The organism is Pseudomonas sp. GM41(2012) (assembly GCF_000282315.2).
In the GTDB taxonomy this organism is placed as follows: Bacteria; Pseudomonadota; Gammaproteobacteria; order Pseudomonadales; family Pseudomonadaceae; genus Aquipseudomonas.
This window is the reverse complement of record NZ_AKJN02000008.1, coordinates 964152-985748: the sequence shown is the minus strand read 5'-3', so window position 1 is coordinate 985748 and position 21597 is coordinate 964152. Positions and strand designations below refer to the sequence as shown.

16 protein-coding genes and 1 pseudogene are annotated in these 21597 nt (G+C 53.7%); 9 read left to right on the top strand and 8 right to left on the bottom strand.

Features of this window, described 5'->3' with window-relative positions; genetic code table 11:
* Positions 1–75 precede the first annotated feature (75 nt).
* Both PMI27_RS03975 and PMI27_RS31815 read left to right on the top strand, forming a co-directional pair.
* Positions 76–1530, top strand: a complete 1455-nt coding sequence (locus PMI27_RS03975) for a tyrosine-type recombinase/integrase (protein WP_008145683.1) — start codon at positions 76–78, stop codon at positions 1528–1530.
* An 83-nt stretch (positions 1531–1613) separates the two neighbouring features.
* Entirely contained in the window at positions 1614–1787 is a 174-nt protein-coding gene (locus tag PMI27_RS31815; RefSeq protein ID WP_008145682.1) for a hypothetical protein, read from the top strand.
* A gap of 163 nt (positions 1788–1950) precedes the next feature.
* On the opposite strand, the pseudogene PMI27_RS32195 reads toward PMI27_RS31815, so the two are convergent.
* A pseudogene (locus tag PMI27_RS32195) lies at positions 1951–2231 on the bottom strand (integrase); the annotation flags it as partial.
* A gap of 189 nt (positions 2232–2420) precedes the next feature.
* Here PMI27_RS32195 and PMI27_RS03980 point away from each other — a divergent pair.
* From PMI27_RS03980 to PMI27_RS03995, 4 genes are all read left to right on the top strand, one after another.
* Positions 2421–3761, top strand: a complete 1341-nt coding sequence (locus PMI27_RS03980; RefSeq protein WP_008145679.1) for a hypothetical protein — start codon at positions 2421–2423, stop codon at positions 3759–3761.
* A 559-nt stretch (positions 3762–4320) separates the two neighbouring features.
* The gene (locus PMI27_RS03985; RefSeq protein ID WP_008145678.1) at positions 4321–5538 is read left to right on the top strand and encodes a hypothetical protein; all 1218 of its coding nucleotides are present in this window, start codon (positions 4321–4323) and stop codon (positions 5536–5538) included.
* The gene (locus PMI27_RS03990; RefSeq protein ID WP_008145677.1) at positions 5535–5996 is read left to right on the top strand and encodes a three component ABC system middle component; all 462 of its coding nucleotides are present in this window, start codon (positions 5535–5537) and stop codon (positions 5994–5996) included. The genes PMI27_RS03985 and PMI27_RS03990 overlap by 4 nt, the downstream gene beginning before the upstream one ends.
* Positions 5993–7993, top strand: a complete 2001-nt coding sequence (locus tag PMI27_RS03995) for a DUF3732 domain-containing protein (protein ID WP_008145675.1) — start codon at positions 5993–5995, stop codon at positions 7991–7993. The genes PMI27_RS03990 and PMI27_RS03995 overlap by 4 nt, the downstream gene beginning before the upstream one ends.
* A gap of 903 nt (positions 7994–8896) precedes the next feature.
* On the opposite strand, the gene PMI27_RS04000 is transcribed toward PMI27_RS03995, so the two are convergent.
* Positions 8897–10291, bottom strand: coding sequence for a B12-binding domain-containing radical SAM protein (locus tag PMI27_RS04000; protein ID WP_008145673.1), 1395 nt, complete (start codon positions 10289–10291; stop codon positions 8897–8899).
* Positions 10292–10330: 39 nt separating this feature from the next.
* Here PMI27_RS04000 and tmk point away from each other — a divergent pair, with 39 nt between their 5' ends.
* The 3 genes from tmk (at position 10331) to PMI27_RS30775 (ending at position 14003) form a co-directional block, all read left to right on the top strand.
* Entirely contained in the window at positions 10331–10963 is a 633-nt protein-coding gene (gene tmk, locus PMI27_RS04005; RefSeq protein ID WP_008145672.1) for a dTMP kinase, read from the top strand.
* A gap of 47 nt (positions 10964–11010) precedes the next feature.
* Complete coding sequence (locus tag PMI27_RS04010; RefSeq protein ID WP_008145671.1) at positions 11011–13713, top strand: tetratricopeptide repeat protein; 2703 nt, start codon at positions 11011–11013, stop codon at positions 13711–13713.
* Positions 13714–13802: 89 nt separating this feature from the next.
* Positions 13803–14003 carry a hypothetical protein gene (locus PMI27_RS30775; protein ID WP_008145670.1) on the top strand — a complete coding sequence of 67 codons (201 nt, stop codon included), beginning with the start codon at positions 13803–13805 and terminating at the stop codon, positions 14001–14003.
* 97 nt (positions 14004–14100) lie between these two features.
* Here PMI27_RS30775 and PMI27_RS04015 read toward each other — a convergent pair whose 3' ends face one another.
* From PMI27_RS04015 to PMI27_RS04040, 6 genes are all read right to left on the bottom strand, one after another.
* Positions 14101–14313 (bottom strand): hypothetical protein, encoded by a 213-nt coding sequence (locus tag PMI27_RS04015; RefSeq protein ID WP_008145669.1) that lies wholly within the window; start codon positions 14311–14313, stop codon positions 14101–14103.
* 364 nt (positions 14314–14677) lie between these two features.
* Positions 14678–16879 (bottom strand): hypothetical protein, encoded by a 2202-nt coding sequence (locus tag PMI27_RS04020; protein WP_008145667.1) that lies wholly within the window; start codon positions 16877–16879, stop codon positions 14678–14680.
* A gap of 27 nt (positions 16880–16906) precedes the next feature.
* Complete coding sequence (locus PMI27_RS04025) at positions 16907–17086, bottom strand: hypothetical protein (RefSeq protein ID WP_007992485.1); 180 nt, start codon at positions 17084–17086, stop codon at positions 16907–16909.
* A 478-nt stretch (positions 17087–17564) separates the two neighbouring features.
* Positions 17565–19115 carry a TIGR04141 family sporadically distributed protein gene (locus PMI27_RS04030; protein ID WP_008145666.1) on the bottom strand — a complete coding sequence of 517 codons (1551 nt, stop codon included), beginning with the start codon at positions 19113–19115 and terminating at the stop codon, positions 17565–17567.
* Positions 19116–19343: 228 nt separating this feature from the next.
* Entirely contained in the window at positions 19344–20444 is a 1101-nt protein-coding gene (locus PMI27_RS04035) for an XRE family transcriptional regulator (protein WP_008145665.1), read from the bottom strand.
* The gene (locus tag PMI27_RS04040) at positions 20437–21054 is read right to left on the bottom strand and encodes a hypothetical protein (protein WP_007992482.1); all 618 of its coding nucleotides are present in this window, start codon (positions 21052–21054) and stop codon (positions 20437–20439) included. The genes PMI27_RS04035 and PMI27_RS04040 overlap by 8 nt, the downstream gene beginning before the upstream one ends.
* Positions 21055–21597 lie beyond the last annotated feature (543 nt).

Here is a 21597-nt window from a genome sequence, read left to right as displayed (position 1 = left end):
TGCTCCACGAGAGTCTAGTAACGTCCATCAAGAGCCGACGTTTTTGTGGGGGTAAAAGTAGGGGGAATCCATTTTATGGCCAAAATCACCATCAAAGAACTCGAGTCGCTGAGCGCCAACGATGCCGGCCGAATCCTCCGGGAGGACGGCAATCTGGCCGGGCGAATCTCCGTCCGTAAGGACGGTGTGTCGGTCAGCTTTTTCTATCGCTATCGGTGGGGCAACCAGAACAAAGAGTACGCCTGCGGAACCTGGCCGCGCAAATCCCTGACGGACATCCGCAAGGCACGCAACCAAGCCCGGGCGCTCATCGATGAGCAAATCAATCCTAACGAGCAAAAGAAGACCGCCAAGACACAGGCATACGCCGCGGCTGATATAGAGGCCGAACAGGTAAAGACGTCGAAGGCGCAAACACTGACCGTCCAGGATCTGGCCAAGGCCTGGCTGTTGGATGGCGTCGCGCGTAAAGACGGCAATGCCGAATTGCAGCGCCGTTTTAACAAGGACCTATACCCGGCCCTCGGCAAAACGGCGGTGAGCAGTGTGTCGGAACACGATGTTCGGGCGCTGATCCGCACCGTGGTCAACCGCGGCGCTCACCGACAAGCCATCAGTTTCTTCGCCGACCTCACCCAGATGTTCAGCTGGGCCAGAAAGCGCCAGCCCTGGCGGGCGTTACTGGTCGAGGGCGATCCGACGGAACTGGTCGACATCTCCCCCTTGATCCCTGCCGACTACGAAGCGGAAAGAAGCCGCATCCTTTCCCCGGCTGAGCTGTTGGAACTGCACACCCGCTTCCAGCAAATGACCGCCGATTACGACGCCCTCCCCGCGGGCCAAAAATACGACGGCATTCGACCGCTAAAGAAGGAAACACAGCTTGCGCTCTGGATCAGCCTGGGCACGCTATGCCGGATTGGCGAGTTGCTGCAGGCCGAATGGAAAAATGTCGATCTAGACCAGCAGACCTGGTTCCTCCCCAGCGAAAACGTCAAAGGCGCCCGGGGCAAGAAACAAGACCACCATGTTTTCCTCTCCCCCTTCGCCCTGCATTTCTTTCAGGAACTCAAAATCCTGACGGGCGACTCGCAATGGTGCTTTCCCAACAAGCAGGATGATGGGCATGTGGACGTAAAGGTGGTGAGTAAACAGGTCGGTGATCGCCAGGCTCGGTTCAAAAACCGCAAGGCCCTCTCCAGACGGTGCCATGACGATACCCTGGTCCTTGCCGACGGCCAAAACGGCGACTGGACTCCGCATGACCTGCGCCGTACGGGGGCGACCATGATGCAAGCCTTAGGCGTTAGCCTGGATATCATCGATCGCTGCCAAAACCATGTGCTGGCCGGCTCTCGGGTGAGGCGCCATTACCTGCATCACGACTATGCCGACGAGAAGAAAAACGCCTGGAACTTGCTGGGCGATCGACTCAGTGCGGTGCTGTCCTCGACCTACGAGCACACGCCAAACGAGTCGAAGTTGTCTTTTCCAGCGTACACGACGAAAGAGCCCCGGACATCCTCATAGGGCTGTTTCACCCTGCGTTCACCGGAATTTAACGTCCCCATGCTGTGATCCATAATTGGCGATGAGCAAAGGTGGCAGATTGCATGTACACATTCGTGAGTTTTACCGTCAAGGAACTGTTCGAAAAAGTATGGCAAACACCCATGGTCAAACTGGCCCACGAAATTGGTGTTTCCGACGTCGCCGTCGCCAAAGCTTGTCGCAAAGCCGGCATCCCTCTCCCTTGCCGTGGCATGGGAAAGGCAACTACAACGTAAACTCAGGTCGAAGGTTATGTCCGATTCCAGGTGCTCGACAGTGACACCCCGCCTGAGACTACTGGCACTGATTTGAACTCACCTATAGTCCGGTGAAGGATTGAAGCACCCTCTCAATTAACCGAGCCTCACGCGCTAAATGAGTCATTGGCTAAAGAGCGCAAGCTACCCGCGTTTGCTCGGTGTTATCTAATTGCACGGGGCGTTGGGTTTTCTGCTGCATGACGATGGCTCGCGCTGAGACATGTTCCCGTGGGGAACGTCGCGTACGCGCAACCTAGTCAAATCGCAGGTCCGCGATTTGCTTTCGATGGCTAGATGGAAGAGCGCTAGATCGCGGCCTCACCCGAATGGACCAGTTATCTTTGAGTCGGAGTGGGACTTTCTGCTCGACCAATTTCCTCTGTTCCGCGGTTGATAGCTGCAGGTCGTAATAGTTTTCATGGGGGGGGACAGGCGGATATGATTGATCACCCCTTGGACAACGACCGCAACGAAAAACGGGCCTCATTGAGCTTGGAGTAGAAACAGTCCGATGGCTGCTGCCCTGCCAAGCGAGTGTCACCCGACAGCCAATCCAACATAATGCCTACTACGCCTTAAATATCTCCCATAGTTCAGGATTCATTCATCATGAAGCTGCCCGCTGCACTTGCAAGCTACTTCGACTCACTCAGCGAGGAGCGCCTTCAGATAAGCCTGCGTTGTTTGCAAGATGACTTCAGCTGCGAAGGCGGAACATTCGACCTGATCACAGATTGTTTCCTAGACAATGACGCGACGCTATTCGAGAACGCCATACCATGGTTGCAGGAGGCCGTACAAGAAGCAGCTTTCATGGACAGCATCCTGCGCTTAGAACGCAACAGGCTCGAAGGAGAGTTGGAGCGGCTTCATATCGATCCTACCTATAACCGCCGCGAAATAGAATTCAAGAAGCGTGAACTCGATGATGTGTGCTTCGAGAGCCTGCAAGAGCGGGCCCTGCGCTCCTACGACGATTTTTGCTCCACCTTGGTGGCCGCAAAGGACTTCGCTGCTCGCCAGTGCAAGAACAACTTCTTCCTCACCAAGTTGCTGCGCATCGTGTATGAAGCGCACTGTGCAGAGCAACGCGAGGAACGCAGATACATGCGTGTGCCGCAAAAATCCACGCAACTTTACCAGTACTACAAGGCCGCGGAAGTCGACTTGCTTGAGACCGACACGCAGTACAGCAAATACAACTTGTACTCAGTCACCCTGGATACCAAACTACTAATAGGAATACCCAATAGGATCCTCGACCCGCAACGACCGCTGCAACTGCTTATCGAAAACACCCCAGAGCATGTACTAAGGCTGTTCGAGCGCCTGCGCAATGAGGGACTAATTAAAGACCTAGCCCTGCTAGCCAGCAACGATGTATTGATTGAAACGGACAAACACATATTCGTCACCCTAGGCTATCAGATCATCACGGTACCGCTAACGGTGGACAATCTGCCCCGACAACCGGACGGGACAGTGCTGCGTACAGTACTCCGCAAAAGCAGTTTGCCGAACGATAGTGCTGCTGTACGGCCCTCGGTTTCGACCTTTTACAGACCGGACAGTGAGGATAAAACTTGGTGTTCGATCACTGCGAACAGCATGACCTTTGAGGAAATCGCCCACGTCCCAGAACTGCTTGAAGATTGCGCAGTGACCCGTATGATCCACTTGGAGTATTTCATCGACGGCGGCCGGTTATTCGTTTCGCATATCGACCACGAATTCATTTTCTACACCCACGAAGAGTTTGACCTACGCGCCGACGATTTCAGCCAGAAAGGCAACGCACGTAAGCGCTTGAAGACCTTCAAGATCGATCGCTCCGCCATCCCCTTCATGCTGGACGACGGCACACTCTTCGTCCATACACTCATTGATGCCTGTTTCGAAAAGCCGTACCTGCTCATGGACTTCCTGCTCGACCTGCTGCAGCAAGACTGACCCACGCGGCTGTCGGCGTTTATCCATGCAGCAGCCCCGATAACACCCGCCTATGCTAGCCCTCTCTAACTCATCATGTCGCTTCTCACTCTGATGCGCCTAATCAACCAGACACCGGGACCAAATGCAGACGTTACCGACATAGGTTTGATTGCCATTCAAGCTGTTCCAGATATAGCAGTGTTGTTCTATGTCCTGACCGCAAGGGGCACTGATCGAGATCCTCAGTCACCTCGACATACGAAACTAAAAGCACCCAGATATCTGGGTATTGAGGTCGATGGTGCCCTGGAAATGGCGGAGCAGATAGGTTTGACCATCCACAGCGACGGCGGAGGTCAGACCGTCGCTACCCGGCCAAAAGCTGCCGCTCAATGGTGTCTATGAACCAGGGACGTATCAGCATGACTCAATATGGCGTTTAGCCAGCTTGGGCTGATAAGATTGCGCTCTGAATACATTCAACCTGTATATCAATACAGTATCGTGGATTTTCCTGGCCAGGATGGCGAAGTTAGCTACTCACTGGCCAATCTTGTTTTCCAAGATTGGAGTTGCTGTGAACGCGAAGCTCGATTTTGACGCATCAAAGCTCTACGAAGCCCTGAAGTACCAAATCCACGTAGCGATCGACTACTGCCATACCCTTGATAAGGACGATGTCCTTTGGATCGAGGTGTTTGGCGATGTCACCGTCGAAGGCCGTGATCAGGTTGAGGTTAAGGAGTACAGCGACAGCCTGACCGACAGCCATGAAAACCTCTGGAACACCCTCAATAACTGGCTAAAGCCTGATTTCAATCATCAGCAATACGCCAACCTGATCCTGCTGACGACTCAGGCCTATGGTGAGCGAGCAGCTATCAAAGATTGGTATCAGTGGAATACTGATCAGCGTCTGGCTGCGCTGGAAAGTATCCTCCAGGATGCGGAGGCTCGCTTCGAAAAGGCCAAGCAGGAGAAAGAGGCAACTGCTGACCAAAGCGAGGAAGGTGGTACAGGAGGAAAAACTCCAGGGCCTTCTAAGGCGCTGACCCTGCAGCGCAAGGTGATGGCAAAAGCCATGCGTGAGTCGCTGATGGAGGCTCTGCCCAAGGTCAAGATCATCACCGAGCAACCTGACCTGCTTGGCTTGATCGCCAGGTACAAGAGGGCCCATCTTAAAAGCATCCATGAGCATCGCATGGACGACTTCTTGAATGACCTCTTTGGCTTCATGACCAGCGCCGTTAAGGTCACAGAAGGATGGCGGTTCACCACCGCGGAATTCGACAGCAAATTCACAGAGCTCACCGCCCGCTACCTGATTGGCTCGGTGAAGTTTCCCCGTGTCAACACTGAGGAGATCGAGCGGGAAGCTGCTGAGATGAATGTGCGTGACCGCATTTACGCCCAAAAGCTAGATGAGATCGGCGGCGAGGAGGAGCTTATTCTTGAGGCAACTGCCGATCTGCTTCATGCCCACGAATACATTGCCGAGCTGATCAAGGACTGCACCACGTCACAGAGCGACGTGGAAAGCTACAGCAAGAACCATATGCGCACTCATAGTGCCAGCAGGGCAAAACTGATGATCGGTTGCGACGAAACCTGGTCGGTTTCGAAACTGAAGCAGGAATCCCTCAAGTTCTACTACGCGCGCTGTGAATTGGATGTCGTGGGCTTTCGAAACTACGAAGACACGCCCGTTGAGTTCCGCAATGGCATCTACCACATGCTCGCAGATTCAGTGCCCGCAAGCTCAGCGAAGGAGTTTCACTGGAGGCTCTGGAAATGAGTGCAAAACCCATTGAACACCTTTTCACGCTTCAGCGTTCCCCCATCGCACTGGCACCGGTGATCCACAACTTCTTCGCCCATTCCGAACCTAGGGAACGAGACCTGCTGTTGAGCTATCTGGTGCTGCCCATGGTGCTGTACCCGGCCATGCAAACGTACCTGCTGGCCGTGAGGAAGACCAGCAACCTGCGCACGCTCTGCAAAGAGCAGTCGCGGCTGGTAGGGCTCACCCACAACACCCAGCAGTTCAAATCCCTCACCAACGCCGCTCTACTTGTCCTTCAAGCAGAGCAAAGCATCGAGATCACCGACGACCTAACTGTGAAGTCGGTCGGGGACGTCAGGGCCTCCAATGCCAACCCCAAACAACTCGAAGCCGCCCGCCGTCTTTCCATGGTCTGCGCAGAGGCAGACGTCGTTTCCATCTACAGGACGTTAGGATTCAAGTCTCTATGAAATGCTTTCTGCGGTACATCGGCGTAGTCGACACTCAAGAAAAAATTCACAAAGTGCGACTGGAGCCTGGGCTCAACGTCATCACTGGCAAGTCATCCACTGGAAAAAGTGCGATCCTGGAAATATTCGACTATTGCCTCGGCAGCACCGAAGACACAATTCCGGTGGGCACGATCACTGAGCGCGCCGAGACCTTTTTCATTGCGTTGCAATTTCCCAGCTACTTCATCGTGGCCGCACGCAAGAAAAAATCCGACCGCTGCTTTTTGCTTGAGGTACAAGGCTCCGACCCAGATCAATTGCTCCAACTAATCGAGCAACCCAAGGCCTTCTTCGATCCCAAGCACTACATGCCACTGGCAGACTTCAAGAAAAGCCTTGGGCGCTATTTTGCGATCACGCTGGAAAACATCGACGAAGACCCGTACCTGAAAGCGGCCGGCCGCAACAAATCAGCCACTCCATCGGTACGCAGTTTTTCCTCCTTCATGCTCCAGCATCAAAACCTAGTGGCCAACAAGCACGCGATTTTCTACCGCTTCGATGAGAAGGAAAAACGTGACCAGGCGATCAATCACTTCAAGATTCTGATGGGTCTTGTGGACGAAGCTTATTTCGATCTGTACCGGGATCATGAGGTTGCCAAGCACGAACTCAAAAAAATCCAGGCGCAGATTCCCAAGCAAGCTCAGCGCAAAGAAGCTGCGATCGCTCGTTACAACCGTTACCTAATCGAGTTCAAGTCCTTGGCAGGTCTTCCTCTAGTCGATGCCACGGCTGAGGACATCTACAGCAAACCCGCGACGATGCTGAAGATGATTTCCGGGCGTTCCGTCAAAATCGACGTGCTCTCAGATCAGGTTGAAATGCGTCGGGCTGAACTTCACTCTCAACGAATCGCTGCGCTCATCGAAAAGCGCAAGCTGCAGGGACAGATGAGGCTGGTCAATGAGTCTCTGACTTCTGCAACACAATTCAGCTTGAGCATGACCGCTGAGACATTGCCCGATTCCATTGAGCTGTCCGAAGCTCATTGCCCGCTTTGCGAGGCTCATACCAGCACCCCCGCCATGGAAGCAAACAAACTCGTAGGCGCTATTGAGTGGTTGAATGACGAACTCAAGCTGTCCGCCTATGCTCGGGAGAGTTTCGCTGCAGAGCGCCGAAACATTCAGGAAGCGCTCGATAAGGTGAACGCAGAGCTGCGTCGTATCCAGGCCGACATCCAGCCACTCGATGAAGAAATTGCCAAGCTCAAGACATCCAAATCGATCGATGAGCAGGCCACCAAGGCCAAGCTTCGGCTTGAAATCGCCATTCAAGATCAGTTGGACAAACCTGAGTCGGAGCTGGCGACTGAAGAAAAAAATCTGCGCACTGAGGTTGATCGCCTGGCCGGCTTACTTGAGAAATACGACATCAAGGACAGGTTGAAAACGTTAAGCAATGAGATCGACGCCAAGATGTGTGAGCTTGGCAACCACTTCGATTTCGAGGAAACGTACAAGCCTTCGAAGCTGCGCTTTGACGTTGAAACGTTCGACCTTTGGTATCAGCAGAATCAGAACACTCGGGTTTACCTACGCTCGATGGGCAGCGGTGCGAACTGGCTGTACTCTCACCTCGCCTTGTTCATGTCCCTGCACTACCAGTTCGCGGCGCTGTCGAACAAAGGGTGCAAGATCCCACCAATCCTGTTCCTTGATCAGCCCACCCAAGTGTACTTCCCTGCCTCACTGGATGACGCAGAGGATTTCGATGCTCAAGAACTTTCAAAACAGGCCAAGCGTGAAAACGCAGTCGACGCAGACATGAGTGCTGTGACAAACATGTTCACCCAGTTGGCCAAGTTCTGTGATGAAACCGGCAAGAAGACAGGCGTAACTCCGCAAATCATCGTCTCGGATCATGCAGATAGGCTGACCCTAGGCGAAGGTTACAAATTTCCGGATTATGTCCGGGCTACATGGAGAACGCGGGGCTTCATCGCCGACTAGGAGTCTTCATCCTGAAGGGGGGGATTACTCCCCCGCTTCCTGATCAGGCCACAGTGGTTGGTGCATCAATCATTACGCCTGAGACCGGAGGGGACGAAATTCCTCTCATCCCGCTCATCGATACTCTGCCTGTTACCAGAGCTGACAACTTGTCGTCAAAGCCCAAATGCGGCGCCTGGTGTAATAACAAAAATTCACCGACTTGCCACAGGCGTGCTTGCGACTGGATAGGACAAAAAAATGAGGTGCACCATACGCCGACGTGCCGGCCACCGAACTTTTCCATTACTTTGCTTCTCAGATGTGTTGGCCGGCTAAATCCAGTTTTTTGAGATATTCGCGCAGCTGGTCGGGCCCAGACAGATAGCCGACCTACTTACTTTTGGTGTCCATGGTGCCCGCCGCCGTATTGACCAACGGCGGCAGCGCTACCGTGATCATCACAAGTGCCCTGCTGGATGCGCTGATCGCCCCGCCATTACTCTGCACAATTACTGGGCGATTACCGAAATATCTGCTTCATATATTGGTAATTTGCTTTCGATGGCGATCCGTACGGTGCTGATCGTTCCCTTTATAGATCTCCTTACTGCTTCAGGCTAATTGCGGCCTAAGCCGCGCCCGCGGTAGCAGCTAGCTCTGTAAAACCATGGTTTACGAAGACTGCTAATACCATCGAACTCGGCGAGCGAAACATCTAAACGCGCACGCTACTGATTTGGCCAGCCTACCGCCTCCGCACTAAACCCGTCCGTGTACTCCCGCTTGGGCGCATTGCTATCTCTCATCTCGACACCCTATACATCTGATGCTTCCAACTTGTTGCCGTACGTGGAATCGAGGCAGGGTCAGTTTGTTCATGCTCAGCGATACAGATGCCTGCCCATCGACATTTTCTTCCAGTCAGGACGGGAGACGTGGAAAGGCGCGAAACGGCAACTGCGATGTATCGCTTGCCGCAATATCACAATCAAAGTCCGCACGCGTATAGTCGCGCGGGTAATAAGAGAAGCTCTTCAGGTAGAAATATGCGTCTGCATCCATGTAGCGCCTAGACAATTCCAAGCTTGCGGCCTCAGCCGACTTTGCGTCGAAATCATGGCTGAGATGAATCATTGATATCCCGCTGTCGTTCGCGCTACTTGGGTCGACCGGCGCAGCACCGCTCCTCGACCATTCACGCAAAAGAATGTCCGCAGTTTTCGGTGGGCCATAGGCCACGACCGGGCCGACCGAGACTCCGGTAATCGAACCCTTGTGCTCATCGAGAAACGAACGCGTTTCATCTAAAGTCTTGGTCGTTTCCCCGGCATAAAGCAAGACATTGACCTTGGCGGCGATGCCATGATCGCTGCATGCTTTGAGCAAAGTAGACGCTCGCTCTAAGTAGCGATCCGGATTGGGCGATTTGCGCATGTTCAGGATCTGCGTCGGCGACGCCGTTTCGAGCCCGAGATCGAGTACCTTCATACCTGCCTCGGCGAGACAGGCGATCGTTTCAGGCGTGAGCGCATCGACGCGGCTTTCCGTCCGCCACTGGACATTGAGGCCCGCTGCCCGAAAGGCATTCGCTAGGCCTGTTCCCCATTTCTCATTAGGCGCGAACATCGATGACTGGAAATAGGGTCGGATCTCGCTGTCGCCATACTGGCTAGCAACCGCCGCAAATGCACTTGCAATCTGCTCCGGCGCACGTAGCTTCTCAAGCCGGATATCTCGCTCCTCACAGAAGGCGCAGCCCATGCCACACCCGCGCGATGCCTCGATACTCGGTTGATAGCGCTCGAAACCTGATATCAAGGGATGCTTCAAGACAAAATCTGGTGTTGGCGCAGGCAGGCGGCGCAAGTCCGGGGAGTTCGTGAGGAGGCTTGCTATAAGCGGTTCTGCCAGCCCTGGGACGAGTAGGTTCGCCTCAGGCAGTTTCGCATGCAACCAGTCAGGATCGGGCCCAACTACCCAACGTCCCCCAACAATGATTCTGGCGTCTGGATCAACGCTACGCACTAGCCGGCAAAAAGTCTGCGCCCACGGAAGCGCATAGAAGCTGGGGATGGATAGCATTATTGGCAACCGAGACGGAAATACGCCTTTATCAAGCAGCACGCCAAGCACGTCGGCGGGTTCGCTGTGCTCGCCATGCAACAGCAGGGTCTCGGTCCCAATGGCATCTAGGATCGTTGCCAGCGATAATGCACCGTAGTTGAGATATAGCTGCCGGCGCGCAAGCATATGATCGCGCTTCTTCGGCGACAACATACCGGCGGATACGAATGCAACTGTATTCGAACGCTTCATTAAGTACCACTTCCTTGTGTTTGAGCAGAAAGGACGCACATGCCATTTATAAGTATCGAGGGCATCGACGGTAGCGGGAAGACCGAGCAGGTTAAGCTACTTGTTGAGCATCTGAGAAGCGCCGGTCAATCGGTGCTACAGACAAAGGAACCGGATGGTGGACAACTGGGTGCGGAAGTGAGGGCGATCCTGACACGGCCCGACCGCCGACTCGATCCCGTAGAGCAGCTCTTGCTGGTAAGCGCTGCTCGATTTGATCACGTACAAAGTATTATCCGGCCAGCATTAGCGAATGGCCAGTGGGTCATCTCCGATCGCTTCATCGATTCGACTTACGCGTTTCAGGTTGCGGTATCCGACGTCGACCTGCACCAGTTATTCCGGTCGACCCGCGACATTGTCGTGGGATCCACATTCCCGGATCTGACGATCATCCTCGACCTTCCGATCGAGGTTGCAAAGCATCGGCGGGGTCAGCGTCACGACGGCGTTGCCGACCCGGCGGAAGCGACGCGGGATTTCGCGGCCATCCAAGACGGGCTACTAACGGTGGCACACGAGAACCCGAGACGCTGTCATCTTATCGACGCGGACCAGTTGCCAAGTGCGGTTGCGCGCGATATCTGGCAATTGGTCGAACCTTTGTTGCGAGACTCTCCGGCAACGAACTAAGCGGCCGTGGCACGTCGCCTCAGATCTACTAATACCCGGAACACTTCATGAATCCGCAAACCCGCAATCTGCTCATCCAGCGCGTGATTGACTCGCTTGGCATCTTGGCACCTGGCTCTATCTTCGAGCGTTTTGGGGTCATTCTGATTGAGCGAATGAACGATGTCAGGTTGGTGCAGCGCGGTTCGTCAGTAGGCGGCAGCCCCGTCGGGGGAGCGTTGGATGCCGTTTCCGAAGATGGCCGGATCGTCGTCGAGGCGTCGATCGTGAAGGGTTATTTTTCGGGCGCAATGAAAAAGCCTTGGAGCGATCTCGACCACACTCTCACGCTGGCACCATTGGCCGAAGACATCTATCTGCTGAGTTCGCAGCGCGCAGAAACTGGCGTAATCGAAGCGATGGTAAATGCGGCCCTCCAGCAGGATCGCATGGTCGGGCGACGCCTCCACCTGATGGACAGCCGCGCTATCGCCGAGGCCATCATTGACACGCTGATGCTACGTGACGACGCGATCGACGACCTGGCCCAGCATCTACCCGTCCTGGCTGAGATCCGCGATGACCACCCCGCGTCATTGAACGCTCCGCCGCTGAGCGCGCTTTATGTTAAAAATGAGGCGATCGACGCAGAACTGGACCGGCTCCTAGAAACAACGCCGTGTGTCGAGATCGGCGGCATTGGCGGCATTGGCAAGTCACAAGCCGCAGCCGCCTGTCTACTGCGTAGCGAACACCGTTTCGAGTACAGGTTCTGGGTCAGCGGTCGCGACATCGACAGTGTCGAACGGCTCTCGTCGGTTCCGGTCCAGCGCGGCGGTGCCGAGCGTAACGTCAGTGCTCTGTTACGCAGGAACCGCACATTCTTAGTCGTAGACGATGCAAACCCGAGCCTCGTGGTAGAACAGTTAGCCGCATTATGTGGACCGAACTCTCGGATTCTGATCACACGGCAAAACACGTCACCTGGAGCGTTCGCTATGCCTACTATGAAAGAGCTACAGGCTCGCGAATTGCTTGGTAAGGGGCTTGATACCCAGCCGTCTATGGAGGAGTTCCAGACGATCTGGCGCGCAGTCGGCGGTCATCCTCTTAGCTTGGTGATGCTTAATGCCGCCGCGTACGAGGGCGTGTCGTGGAACGAACTCGCCGAGGACTGCGCCAATGTCGCTAATCTACCGGTTGGTGGCGCACGGCTTGCTGACCGAATTCTCGGACGGCTGAAACCGGCACTAGGGGAAGAGCTGTGCCTGTTCCAGTGGGCGGGCCAGAGTCACTGCGATCGCGCGTTTTTCAAGTACGTTATCGGACCGCTTCGCTTGAGAGCATTCGAGCGTCACGGACTGACTGCCCCCGAGAACGAAGCGTCGATCCGCATCCACGATATCGTCTTCACCGCCCTTAGTTCATTGGATTGGCTAACCGAAGAGAAGGCACGACAAATCGACAGTAAGCTCGAGGCGTTCATTCTCCAGCAGATCCGCGAGGACGGACATGGCTTACAGCTGATCGCATCGCAACTGAAGGGCAAGATCGCCAGTAATGTCGAGAATGGTGATCGTCGTCCGGCATTCCTATACGCTTTGTCGATGGTCTGGATAGGCAGCGCCATTCAGATCCATTTGCTGCCCAACCCATTGGAAGAGGCTCAGCGGCTCAAGGCGTTGGGCGCGGCCAACAACGACGTGGCCATCCTGGTCGTCCTCGAGACAATCGAAGCAAAGGAACGCTATCTCTGGCAAGCGTCAGGGGAAGTGGTTGCCGTAGAATGGCTAGGAACGGTCGTGCAGGCCTACGGCGATCTTGAGGCCATGGCTGACCTCAGTGCACGTCAAGCCGCTGTAATCAAGCACCACCATGCAAAAACGCTCCGTAACCTGGGGAAACATGCCGAAGCAGAGCGCTTGTTCGAGGAGGTGGTCGCCAGCCACTCGCTTAATGATGCCAAACTTCAACTGGTGCGGTCTGTCGGTCGCAGGCCTCAAGACTATGAGACGGCAAAACGATATGCGTCAGAGATCATCAATACGAAGCTGGACAACGGAGCCGTGTCTCCCTCACTGCTGATGGCTTTAGGCGACGCGCTCAATGGCGCTCGTCAGACCTGGGCTGGTGACCTTATCGAACAGCATGAGGAGCTGTTTCTAAGGGAAGCGCTGTACAGTGCCGCCATCGGTATACCGCAAGGCTATCACTCTGTCGCTAGCTTTGTCCGAGCGCTGGTCTGGCATGCACCGGAGCGGGTCGAAAGCGTACTGGCGCGCCTGCCCGAACCAACACCGTTGATGCTAGACGATGACCAGAGTCGGGGCGGCTATGCGGAGATCATGCTGCTCGCAGCGGGCGTCGACGACGAAGCCGTTTACCTGAACCGCGCTCTAGACGCTTTTGAGACGCTGAAAGCGCCAAACATCTATCAAAAGCGCAAATGGGGCGAGGCGCTTTATAAACTTGGTCGCTACGCAGAAGCGGAGACTATCCTCGATACGATAGAAGACAAGAGCGGCCGGATTTGGTTGGCTCACAATTTGTCGCAGGTAAAACTCGAGCTGGGCAAGTTAGAGGAGGCTCTTGATCTCGTTAACGAGTCCGTCGCGGGGGCTACCGGCATGAACGAAAAATACCGTAGTAGCTTCCTTCTGCAGCGCGTCAAAGTAAAAATCGCTTTACAACAGAATCCTGCCAGCGATATAGCCGAGGGCTATCGATATACAACCAATCCCGGTCTTATCGCTCAGTTTTCCGCGTTCTGACCTAGGCGTGTCGGTTTTTTTGTGTCACCAGTGTTGAACTCAGTTCAGGGAAATAGGTACACCGAACTGAATGGTAAAAACGAGTGGCCATGCTGCGCATACCGCCGCAGTTAATGGGCGTGGCCCCGCAGAACGCAGGAGGGTTCCGGGCGGTGCGTGACGCAACTCAGGTATGGTCTATGAATGAGATTGAACGAGAGCAGGCCAGGCTGATGCAGATCAATGAATGGCTGGACCAAGAAGTGATCCGCTTCACCCCGTACGAGGTGCATGCAGGCAACGAAAACTGAGCCTGTGTAGACAGAAAAACCGCCCTTTGTGGAGGCTTGTTTAGGTGGGGCTCTGAGAGAGGCCTAGATCCGAGGCACCTATACCTAGACCTAGCCGCTACTGCACGGCACCCTCTTCCTCGGCGCTGGTGATTCCGCACCACTCACAGCTGTCGCCGAAAGACTCGTCGTAGGCTCCCTGGCTGACAATTTGATTATCCTCTTCGGCCAGGGCGTCCTGCTCGACGCATTCATTACACAGGGTCACGGTCGGGTATTGTTCGGCGGCACTGTCGGACTGCATATCCCCAAAAACGGTACAGGTTTTCATGGGTATAGCTCCTATATTGTGGTGGCCCAGTGTAATCAAATTTGCGGCTTCGAGGGCACCAGGCTTTGAGAGTCTGCCGTAACCCATCCACGTCCACCTTCTGCCGGTTGGGTATCACTACTGTTCACGCCGACACCGAATTGACCCACGTGCCGACGCAAGACAGCCCCACCTTCAAATTGGTACAAATCCAGCGTAGGCGAAGGTTCGAGATGAGTCAGACTGGATCAGTAGCATTTCGGCAACTAGATCAATCGGCGCCGGCACGAACACCTTCACTTTTCATGAGAAAAACGGGCGCATCTGCATCCCGGCGGTGCGCAACATGAGTAGTAATGGCGGCTACGAGCTCAACGCCACCCGCTCAGCGACCTTCTATTATCTGGATCTCGAACGTTTGCTCAGGGAAATAGCGTTCAAAGCGTTTTTTTGCATTCTCCAATAGCTCAATCCGATTGACGTAGTCGCGACTGTAACGTCCTGACTCCACATTAATGAGGAGCGATTCGCCTTCTGTAGGACGCCTGATCTCACCCGCTATTCGAGCGGGCTTGAAACCCGTGATACTGGGATGTCCACGACCGTCATGCTCGGCGGCGATTAACAAATCACCATCCAGAGAAACTGCCCAGATCAAATTGCCGACTTCACCGCTTGCGAAGGTCGGGAACATGTCCAACAGCTTTATTCCATTAGGCTCGTACAAGGTCTCCAGCGTACTATTCAGTACTATATTCCCACCTTCGAACTCACTTGCACGTAAATTTTTTGGGGCGCGTGGCGAGCCATAGGTCTTGTCCAGATACGTTGTACGGCTTGATTCGTCTGCTTTCAAACGTCGAAGGAAAGACTGATAAAAGTGACCGGAGTTGACCTCCACCACATCCGGATCAGCACTTTGCCGGATCAAATCGAGCAACGCCTCGCCCATAAAAATGTCATAGGCAAGAATGGCGGAGACAGCATTCCCTTGAGGAATTTCGCTCGCATCGATCAGCACTTTGAAGAGCGGAATGTCTTCGTTGTTAAATGACACAACCCACTGAAGGCGAGCATAACTGGTCGTCAGGAATTCGACTTTTTTCGCTTGCCATGCCTCTACTTGCTCCGGACTGGCATCAAGAACCTCATCACTATGATGGTTTTTAGTGTCGGGAATATGTGCCAACACCTCACTGCGGATATCAGAAATTTCACGCAGCTCAATTTCGTAGCTTAAAAAATCCAATGGCTCGCCACCTGCCATATTCTTCAGTTCTTTGACGATGAGATTGGAGGTTTCATACACGTATATAAAAGGAAGACGTGCTTTCCTGTCGCAAGGAACCACGGAAAAATCAGGGGTGATCAGTTCATGTGGCTCACCCCAACCACCCGCCTCGTTCATCCGTTGCAGGCCAAGCGCCCACTTGATGTCGCGTGGAGCCGAGCCTTCTATCAAGTTATACCCATCAATTCCAATCAGCTTGGCCCGGGCATAGGGCCCCAGCCGGTCATCATGGACGTATAAAACCTGTTCGTCCTGATCAACCTTGTAGCCCACCACACAAATGGCGTGTCCGCCACGGGCTTTGAACACAGGCTTAGCTGTTTGCCCACCATGACTGTCAGTCACATCCTGTGCTTGCGACTCACTCGCGGTTTCCGGACCAGTCGAAGCACAGTCCAGGCTGGCATCATTTGCAGCCGCGTTAGGAGCCGTAAGCACCTGGGAAAACACTTCGCCTGTGAGAATCATGGGAAGCGAGCTGTTGATATGCGCAATCACTGACTGCAGGAAATAAGGCTTGTCAGGTGCTTCCATACTCTTGGCGTGGTAGCGCAATCCTTCAACGTCTAATGAGCGCAAAATTTGCTTGTTGCTCAGTTGTTGATTCGGAAAGCTGTTGGATGAGTCTTCAACATGGTTGATGGCGTTGATCGTGATCTCGCTGCACGAGTGGATACTGCGTGTGCTACGCAATTTCAGCGCATGCAAGGAAGCCCAAATAGCCGTCGTTGCACAGGCGGCAACCACCTTGTCTTGTTCCTGAAAGGCAATCGACTCCACCTTGAGCGAGATCCCGAACAGGTCGACGCTGTATTCACGAGCGAGTCGTCGCTTACGTTTGCTCTCGCTTCGTTCATCCGGCATGACCTTCAGGCAGGTCTTCCCAATGAAAGTTCGAGGCAACGGTTTGATCACCATAAAGCCAAGGTAGTCGCTGTTCAGGTCATCGATTTCGGCCTGAGCAGCTTCACCACGCTTCAAAATCGATGTAATCGTACGGTGATCGACGGACGAAGAGAAAAAATGGAGGCGCGCACATTTGTGGCCGTCGTTGCCGAAGCGCTTAACGTAGTAGCGTGAAAAGTCTTCCAGGTAGTCCTTGTCGACGTAGTTGAACTCCAGAAGCACTGTCTTGGCTTCCAGGCAGGTCAGATAGGTAAACAGGTAGTCGACCTGATCCTTGCTGAAAATGTCCGGAAAGTCATACCCAAAGCATTCCCTGACAAGATTGGTGATCGTCGGCTTCGCGAATTCAGAAACAAGGTACGGAGTCATAGGCATAAAAAAAGCAGCCATCCGGCTGCTTTTTCCTTCGAGAATAGGTTAGAGGCTGCAGGTCTTAGCTAGCAGGGCCTGGCTCACGGCTTGGGAAGCGATACGCTTCTCAATCTCTTGGTCGTATTGGCGCAGGCGCTCTCGGCTCTCTTCCATTCGCGCGGCGCGAACGTCAGAGGCTTCATATTTTCTACGATTGGTGAGCTCAATCAGTGCAATCAGACTCATGGCTTCTCTCAAGAAACGGCATGGATAATTCAAATTAGCATGTAAGCTAAGCTAAGCACAATCGGTAGGGTTAGTGCTTGCAGCTCATCGAAGCCTAGGAAATTTTTGCAGGCGTTCGAGCTTTCAGTTTGTCAATCAGTATACAGATAGGGAGCTTGAGTGAACACTCCCCCTTCTTCAGAAGCGAATGAATGCCATCCTTCCACGGTTGAGACAACCGTTGAGAGCAAGCGTTCATAGCTCACGCTCACTCACCTTAGCTTCGATACTCAAAGGTTCCACGCCACTTCTGGCTATCGGCTCATGTGTAGAAAACTGAGCTTTTACCTTTCACAAAAACCTCCGTGCCTAGTGATGTTCGTCACTGATCAATAAGGCAGCGACTCCGAAAAAACCGGAGACACCTGAACCAGTTCGGCAGTCTCTTCCAAGCTATGGGCTGCGAGGCCTCCTGGTGTAGGTGAGAGCGCCCTTGTTTTCAGTTACCAATCCTGCACACCTCAACCTGGTAGCCCATAGCGATCAATCGCTGGGAAAACTGCCTGAAGTTGACCTTTGAGAAGAATGGCATATGCAGGACTTCGTTGGGTTGCATGATGGCGAACACTATCTTGTTTCTAGGCTGTGTGGCCGAGTCGAATACGAACTGAAACTCCCCCTCCTGAGCGAGATGTCTATTAACCTGCGCCGTTACGTCGGGATCATTGATAAGCGCCTCAGCGGACACGTACGCCTGGGAGAACAGATGGCTCAAGACGCTGGACGATGAGTATTTTTTTACGTGGATGATGTCGTATTGCGGCGTCATCAGGTCACAGAACTCAAATGGACTCGCAGCACCGTTCAAACGAATCAGCTTCTGATCAAGCAGAAAGAAATTTACGTTGTCGACGACCCGTCTTAAGTACGGGCCTTCTTGGTCGGTACCGTACCGAGGGAACTGGAGGGTAGATCTGGAAGCCGCTTCGAAGTATTGGTTTACCTGGCCCGTGTAGTCTCGATCAATCTGGTACCAATCCCCCTCGCTGAGCAGGTAGATCTTTTCTTCGAATTCGATCTCCGCCTCAAGGCAACCGTACACGGGCCAGGCAGCGAGTTGCTGCTCGTCCGCCCCATACAGGTAGATGCGCTCCGAACTCAGCGATTGCAGCGTGACCGCACCAAGGATCTGCTTGGCCAGGAGCACCTGTCGAAGATCCAGATCGTAGGCAATCGCAGGGCCGTTACGCGATCGCGCACGGTGCCTCAGATAACCAAAGCCGCTAATGTCATCAGATAATAGCTGGGGAGCTGCCGCGCGGACTCGATCAAACTCTTGAGCGTTAATCGCAACCACCAGTTGCTCATCAAGCTGCGCCACGAGCGTTGCATCTCGTACCGGGACAATGAAGTCCATCCACGGGTACTTTTCCTTGCATCGCTCGTCCTCATAAGCCGTCAGTAGACGAGCAGCGATCTCGGGAAGTTGTTCGAGCCTGACATCGGAGTGCAAAGCCAAGGAGTCCGAGCCACTCACATACTCGCCTTCATCCTGGTCGCTCTCAACCACTCCAGTGAGCGACTTGAGAATCTCCGAGTCGAATTTAAAATCGAACTCCGAAATGGCCAAGTGCTTTGAAGATTGCGCTTTTGAACGCAGCGGAGTTCGATCAATGCTCGCCTTTTCCACTGACTTGATGAGTAGCGGATCCGTCAGGCTTAACGCTGTTCTCAGTCCAAAATAGCGCTCGATTCCAAGTGCATCAATCAGATGCCGGGCGTGACCGAACGTGAAGCAAAACACTCGATCCTGAACCGCCATGACCAGGAGCGCCTTGAGCGACCGGCCTGTCAGATCCAGCTGCGCGACTTCCTCAATATTGCTGAACAGCTGTGTCCATTTCGGGTGAGACGGATTGGTCTGGTGGTAGAAGAGGCACTCGACGCCCTGCAGTGAAAATGAAATGGGCCGCAGCCTGGATTCATCAGTCAACGCGTCGAGAACAGTTCTTCCTGCCTTAAGCAAGAACACATTGATCGTGATCTTCACACGTCCTCCATGACTCAGCAGTTTGATGCCAAATTGACACCCGCCATTTCGCCCGTCAAGACGACTTCAAATAACCTTCACTCCTCGGGGCTGCGCCCGACTTATCCGCGCCCATTCCCTGAGATCCACATCGACTCAATCAGGCTCGCTACATAAGCAAGGGATACCTGCCGACGGGGTTCATGTAGCTAAAGTATTCGGGGCGATTCACCCAATTGAATCAGGCCTTCACTTGACGAGAGACAACGGAGCCACAGGCACCCTGAGCATGAAGCGATCGGTGACAAGCGCATCTGTAAGTCCTGAATCCTTCAAGATACCGCGCCAAGTTGCATGATCCAGAAGCTCGATAGCCTTCTGAACAAGGCTGGGAGATTCCATCTCAATCTGTTCGTCCAGCTCCTCTCGCCGAGTGAATCCGTTGCGATTGAGATAGGTGAATCCCGACCGTGCCTGATCCTGGGTGATCAGATTCAGTGTCTGCGCACGGTAAATGAGCGCTTTGAAACTCACTTTCCAACGCAGCTTGAGCTCCCGGAGTGCAGACCAATTGAGGTACTGCCCCCGCATGGGAGGAAACTCTCCTGCAAAGCTCGCACGAGGCATCAACAAGGCGCTCGCAAACTGGTTGGCCTGATCTTCAGTGGTGCGACATCCCGTCTCGACCCCCTGGTGCATGACTAGGTGACCCAGTTCATGAGCAATGTCGAAGCGTTGACGACATGGGTTCTCCTTCGCGATGTTGCGCACGATCAGAGGTCGCTTGTTGTACAACGAGAATGCATCGACTCGGTCATCAGCATCCGCGAGGTTTACAACCAAAACACCAACACTTTCCACCAAACGGGTCATATTCGCGATTGGGCCTATACCAATCGACTGCTCACGTCGAAATCGCTCAGCGGCGACCTCCATCGAGTCGTGGTTCAGGAGCGTCTCGTCAAAGGTGGAGAACTTCACTGCGGGAAAATCGATTTCCTTTTCCAGTCCGTCAAGGAACAGCTCAAACAACTCAACTTGAGAGGCGATGCTCTTCTTCACTGTTTGCGTAGACGAGCGAAGACTTCGAAAATGGCATTGCTCAAGCTCCACAGAGCCACGCCGAGGGCTCGATAAAAATCCCTCGGTAACGCCTAACGCCTTACTGAGCACTTCGATCTGCGCCCTGTTAGGAATAGTGTTGATTTCGAGCTTGTGCGCGTACTGCCGGCTAACCCCTAGCAGCTCACCCAACTCCGCAAGCGAAAGGCCTGCGGCGCATCTGGCCAACCGGAGTTTCTCGGGAGAAAACTCTTCGCCAAATGTGAGCTGTTGCGTTCTTTCATCCATCTATCGGGCCAACATCATTTGCAGTATCCGTATCTGCGTCTTTCTTTTTACGACGCGGTTGAGCTTCAGTTACATCGACCTGAGGATGCTGCTCCATGGCTCGAACAGACACACCTGATCTCTGCTCATGCTTCCAAAGGCAAACGACATTCAGATTGGCGTCAAAACCGACAATCGCCGTTTCGATTTTAGGGAATTCAGGGTCCTGGTTGCTCGACAGATAAACCCGCCAAGTGCAAACCTCTGGAGACACCTCGAACAAACTCAGTTGGTGTTGCTCCAGCGGATTGGCCTTAATGCGGTGAGTTTTCCTGATGTCTTGAGGATTGTCCGTGACCACCTGAAAAAGAACGCCGTTTACGCTTACCGTGAAGTCCAGGGTCGCATTTCTCAACTCCAGCCAAGGCAACGACTTGTCTTTACCTAAGACTTGGGAAAGCCCCTGCAGTCGACCGAACAGCAGCGTGCCGCGCGTGTATGCGGTGTCGTATTGGGTAGTGGAATCTTCCAACGCACCGTAAGCGACGGAAGATACTTCCTGACAAAACCTGTCCAAGTATTCAGGCTGCAGTCTTGGTTCGAAATAGCTGGGGTGTTGAGTCTCAAGCATCAGGCGGACCCTCAAAAACTATGCATATCGAAAAATCTGTCAACTGAATTTTTATGCATTTCCACAAAAGTGTCAACCGATGTTCGCCCAAAAACCAATCGATCGAAAAGGGTTTCTGGAGAGACACTCCGGTGAACAAGCGGCTGGCAAACACATCTTGCAGTCTCAAACGCTGGATAGCGTGGCGATGCAGTCCGAGCATGCACGGACTCGATCTGCTCGGTCATATGGTAGGCAATGAGCAGATGGATCGATTAACGAGGAGGAAAAGCCCACAGTGGTATCCGGCAGAAGCCCAACGGCCTCGAAGCTCATAGGAAACATGCTGATTGGGCGGGTTAGGAAGCGGGCATTCTCCTCGGAGCGCTGAGTTCGTCCGCCCTTGAGTAAGGAGAGAACTCTTCACGCCTAGGCTAACGCAAGCGTGCGCAGCGTATTTGAGAGGATTTTATAGCCGTGAAAAATACCGTAATGGCTGGAACTGCCTGACATGTAGACTCTCGTTTTGCCTTCGCTTAATCTCTGTGAAGCCCATCACGGCTC

What these genes read in the sequence shown, in the direction of transcription:
- PMI27_RS04020 (WP_008145667.1), bottom strand. Translation starts at nt 16,879, where the DNA reads ATGGCTGCTTTTTTTATGCCTATGACTCCGTACCTTGTTTCTGAATTC.
- PMI27_RS04025 (WP_007992485.1), bottom strand. Translation starts at nt 17,086, where the DNA reads ATGAGTCTGATTGCACTGATTGAGCTCACCAATCGTAGAAAATATGAA.
- PMI27_RS03990 (WP_008145677.1), top strand. Translation starts at nt 5,535, where the DNA reads ATGAGTGCAAAACCCATTGAACACCTTTTCACGCTTCAGCGTTCCCCC.
- PMI27_RS04010 (WP_008145671.1), top strand. Translation starts at nt 11,011, where the DNA reads ATGAATCCGCAAACCCGCAATCTGCTCATCCAGCGCGTGATTGACTCG.
- PMI27_RS04040 (WP_007992482.1), bottom strand. Translation starts at nt 21,054, where the DNA reads ATGCTTGAGACTCAACACCCCAGCTATTTCGAACCAAGACTGCAGCCT.
- PMI27_RS04000 (WP_008145673.1), bottom strand. Translation starts at nt 10,291, where the DNA reads ATGAAGCGTTCGAATACAGTTGCATTCGTATCCGCCGGTATGTTGTCG.
- PMI27_RS04035 (WP_008145665.1), bottom strand. Translation starts at nt 20,444, where the DNA reads ATGGATGAAAGAACGCAACAGCTCACATTTGGCGAAGAGTTTTCTCCC.
- PMI27_RS31815 (WP_008145682.1), top strand. Translation starts at nt 1,614, where the DNA reads ATGTACACATTCGTGAGTTTTACCGTCAAGGAACTGTTCGAAAAAGTA.
- PMI27_RS03980 (WP_008145679.1), top strand. Translation starts at nt 2,421, where the DNA reads ATGAAGCTGCCCGCTGCACTTGCAAGCTACTTCGACTCACTCAGCGAG.
- PMI27_RS03995 (WP_008145675.1), top strand. Translation starts at nt 5,993, where the DNA reads ATGAAATGCTTTCTGCGGTACATCGGCGTAGTCGACACTCAAGAAAAA.
- PMI27_RS03975 (WP_008145683.1), top strand. Translation starts at nt 76, where the DNA reads ATGGCCAAAATCACCATCAAAGAACTCGAGTCGCTGAGCGCCAACGAT.
- PMI27_RS04015 (WP_008145669.1), bottom strand. Translation starts at nt 14,313, where the DNA reads ATGAAAACCTGTACCGTTTTTGGGGATATGCAGTCCGACAGTGCCGCC.
- tmk (WP_008145672.1), top strand. Translation starts at nt 10,331, where the DNA reads ATGCCATTTATAAGTATCGAGGGCATCGACGGTAGCGGGAAGACCGAG.
- PMI27_RS30775 (WP_008145670.1), top strand. Translation starts at nt 13,803, where the DNA reads ATGCTGCGCATACCGCCGCAGTTAATGGGCGTGGCCCCGCAGAACGCA.